The 3,977-nt window shown below is 69.2% G+C and carries 2 protein-coding genes and 1 pseudogene; all 3 read left to right on the top strand.

The window, feature by feature from the left end; genetic code table 11:
* The coding region (locus FKP22_RS23330; protein WP_141290065.1) for a putative maltokinase at positions 1-1,252 on the top strand (1,252 nt) is incomplete at its 5' end.
* A 28-nt stretch (positions 1,253-1,280) separates the two neighbouring features.
* Positions 1,281-2,501, top strand: coding sequence for an amylo-alpha-1,6-glucosidase (locus tag FKP22_RS23325; RefSeq protein ID WP_231010135.1), 1,221 nt, complete (start codon positions 1,281-1,283; stop codon positions 2,499-2,501).
* A 93-nt stretch (positions 2,502-2,594) separates the two neighbouring features.
* Positions 2,595-3,884 (top strand): annotated as a pseudogene (locus tag FKP22_RS23320) (glucose-1-phosphate adenylyltransferase); the annotation flags it as partial.
* Positions 3,885-3,977: the final 93 nt, after the last annotated feature.

Genomic DNA, 3,977 nt, shown 5'->3' with positions numbered 1-3,977 from the left:
GATGGCAGACGCCTATGCCGACGAAGGCTTCTGCCGCGCCGTCGTTGCGGCCATGGGCGCCGGGCTGGACGCGGCCGGCGAAGTGGGCGAGTTCCGCTTCCGCGCCACGCGCGCCTTTGCCGAACTGGGCGGCGAGGAAGTCGGCAGTCTGGCCGTCACCCGCGTGAAGGCGCAGACCAGCAACACCATCGTCACGCTGGGCGACAGGCTGTTCCTCAAGGGCTACCGCCGCGCGCGCGCCGGGCAGAACCCGGAAGTCGAGATGGGCCGCTTCCTGACCGAGGTGGCGCAGTTCCCGAACTGCGTGCCGCTGGCCGGCACGCTGGAGCATGTGGACAGCGAAGGCCGCTGCACCACGCTGGCCTGCCTGCAGGCCTATGTCGTCAACCAGGGCGACGGCTGGGCCTACAGCACCCACTACCTGCAGCGCTACCTGGAGCTGTGCATGGCCAGCGGCGAGCCGCCGCAAGGCCACGCCGGCTACCTGGCGCTGATCCGCACGCTGGGCCAGCGCACGGCCGAGCTGCACCAGGCCCTGGCCAAACCGACCGGCGACCCGGCCTTCGACCCCGAGCCACTGACCGCCACGGACCTGCAGGCCCATGTGCAGCGCCTGGCCGCCGAAGGCGAAGCCGTGCTGGACAAGCTGCAGGCGCGCCAGGGCGAACTCACCGGCGCCTGCGGCAACGAGGTGGCCGGCGTGCTGGCGCTGCGCGAGCACCTGCTGGAGCGCCTCACGGCCCATGCCACCCAGCCGCCCGCAGCATGGAAGACCCGCTACCACGGCGACTACCACCTGGCCCAGGTGCTGCTGACCAAGGACGACTTCGTCATCACCGACCTCGAAGGCGAGCCCGGCCGCAGCGTGGACGAGCGCCGGGCCAAGGACTCGCCGCTGCGCGACGTGGCCGGCATGCTGCGCTCGTTCAGCTACGCCCGCCTGGCCGCGTTGCGCGCCGCAGCCACCACCAGCGAACACATGGCCCAACTGGCGCCGCTCTCGCAACAATGGGAAAGCGAAGCCCGCACCGCCTTCCTGGCCGGCTACGATGAAGCGGCCCGCTCCAGCACCTCGGCCGGCGGCCTGGCCCTGTACGACCATGCGCTGCTGCCCGGCCAGGGCCTGCTCGGGCTGTACGAGCTGGAGAAAGCCTTCTACGAACTGCGCTACGAGCTGGACCATCGGCCCGACTGGGCCTGCATCCCTTTGCAAGGCATGCTGGGCCTGGTCGAACAAGCTTCGGCCGGCTGACAGGCCGCTCAACGAAAGGACCGCCCCCGTGTTGCTCACGACCAGCCCGTCCCCGCCGCTCACCGGCCACGCACTGATCGATGAAGGCACTCGCCGCTCGTGGCAACTGCTGGAACGCAATCTGTCGCCGCAAGGCGTGCTGGCGGCCAGCCGCACCGCCGCGGCCGAGGCGCGCAGCTACACCCGCATCTTCGGCCGGGACGCCGCCATCTGCGTGCTGGCCATGGCCGGCAGCGGCCTGCCGGCGCTGGAGCGCGCCGCTGTGGACAGCCTGGCCTCGCTGGTGCAGTTCCAGGCGCCCAACGGGCAGATCCCGAAGTACGTGGACCCGGAAGGCCGGGACGCCGACTTCTGGTACCTCGGCTGCATCGACGCCACGCTGTGGTGGCTGATCGCGCTGCAGCATGTGCGACAAACCAGCCCGCTGGCACACGAGACCGAGGCCTGGGCGCCGCAGGTCGCACTCGCCATCCAGTGGCTGCAGGCCCAGGAGCACCAGCGCTTTTTCCTGCTGCAGCAGAACGAGGCCAGCGACTGGGCCGACATCATGCCGCGCTCGGGTTTCGTGCTGTACACCAACGCGCTGTGGTTCCAGGTCAAGACGCTGTACGGATTGCCGCAACAGAGTGAAACCCGCTACCACTTCAACCACCTGTTCCACCCTCAGCAGGGCGACCTGCCGGACTACCGCCGCGCCCGGCTGCTGAGCCACTACGCCCGGCGCGAGCGCCGGCACCCCGAGCTGTACCTCAGCTTCGTGAACCTCTCGTTTGCCGGTGACGAGGGCGACGTGTTCGGCAACCTGCTGGCCGTGTTGTACGGCCTGGCCAACCGGCCGATGGCGCAGCAAATCCTGCGCGCGCTGCAGCAGGCCGGCGTGGCCGATCCGCACCCGGTTCGGGTGGTCACCACGCCGATTGCCGAAGACGACGAACTCTGGCGCGCCTACATGGGCCGCCACCAGCAGAACCACCCGCACCAGTACCACAACGGCGGCATCTGGCCCTTCGTCGGCGGCTTCTGGGTCATGGCACTGGCCAAGCTCGGCCAGGCCTCTGCAGCACGCGACGCATTGGTCCGCCTGGCCGAGGTCAACCGCATGGACGACTGGCGCTTCACCGAATGGCTGCACGGCCAGACGCTGGCACCGATGGGCATGCTGGGCCAGAGCTGGAATGCCGCGACCTACCTGCTGGCGCAACGCGCGCTGGGCGGCAAATCCGCCCCTGCATCGCTGCCCGAAGGCTGACGGCGCCCCGGCTGGCACAGCCCTTGTAACGGCATGCCGATTGCCGTCTCCGTTGAAACCCTCTTTCTTTCAACGGCCCTCGCGGGGAGCGACATGGCATCGATACACAAGACCTTGGGCATTGTCCTGGCTGGCGGCCAGGGCACGCGCTTGCATGCGCTGACACATCAGCGCTGCAAGCCGGCGGTGCCATTCAACGGCAAGCACAGGCTGGTGGATTTCGTGCTCAGCAACCTGCTGAACTCCGGGCTGACTTCGGTGCACCTGCTGGTGCAGTACCAGGCGCAGTCGCTGGTCGAGCATGTGCGCCAGGCGTGGAGCTCGGCGCCTTACCTGCCGCCGCACTTCGTCAACCTGGTGCCGCCAGCACCGACCAGCGAACACGGCTACCTGGGCACCTCTGACGCGGTGTGGCAGAACATCCGCCTGATCGAAGAGGCCGCGCCGGATCACGTGGCCGTGTTCGGTGCCGACCACGTGTACCGCATGGACCTGCGCCAGATGCTGGACGCCCATGTGCGCAACCGGGCCGACGTGACGGTCGCCACCGTGCCGGTGCCGTGCGAGCACTGCAGCGGCTTTGGCATCGTCGAGACCGACGCGCAACTGCGCATCACCGACTTCCGCGAGAAGCCGCAGCAGACGCGCGGCATGGCCTCGCGCCCCACGCATGCGCTGGCCTCGATGGGCAACTACCTGTTTTCCACCGAGGTGCTGCTGCGTGAACTGCGCCGCGGCGCAGAAGCCGGCGAAACCGATTTCGGCACCCACCTGCTGCCGCGCCTGGTCAAGGGCCACCGCCTGCTGGCCTACGACTTCGCGGAGAACCAGGTGCCCGGCACGCATGCCTTTGAGGAGCCCGCCTACTGGCGCGACGTGGGCACCATCGACGCCTACTTCGAAGCCCACCTGGACACGCTGGGCGTGCAGCCGCGCTTTCGCATGACCAATCCGCAGTGGCCGATCTACGGCTCGCAGGATGCATCGGAGTCGGCCCAGATCGAGGCCGGGCTGATCCGCCGCTCGGTGGTCGGTTCCGGCTGCGTGGTCGACGGTGCGCGGCTGGACCATGCGACGCTGCGCCGCGCGGTGCACCTGCAGCCCGGCGCCGAGCTGGACCATTGCATCGTGATGGACCGTTGCGTGATCGGCGCGGGCGCCTCGCTGCGCCGGGTCATCGTCGACCAGGACAACCACGTCCCGCCGGGCGAGCGCATCGGCCACGACGAAGCCTACGACCGCATGCGCTTCCACGTCAGTCCCAGCGGTGTGGTGGTGGTGCCGCGCGGCCATTTCCGCAGGCCGGCATGATCGAAGACGACACCCGAGTTGACACGGCACCCGGTTCGGCGGCTCAGCCTCGCCTCGGGTTTGAACACGGCATGCCGTTCGGCGCGAACCTGCTGCCGGACGGTGGCGCGCGCTTTCGGCTTTGGGCACCGGCCCCGCTGGAGGTTTCGCTGCGCTTCGAAGGCC

The sequence above is a fragment of the Ideonella azotifigens genome, assembly GCF_006519715.1.
GTDB classification, from domain to species: domain Bacteria; phylum Pseudomonadota; class Gammaproteobacteria; order Burkholderiales; family Burkholderiaceae_C; genus Ideonella; species Ideonella azotifigens.
The sequence above is the reverse complement of the archived record's forward strand: the minus strand, read 5'-3'. Positions and strand labels throughout refer to the sequence as shown.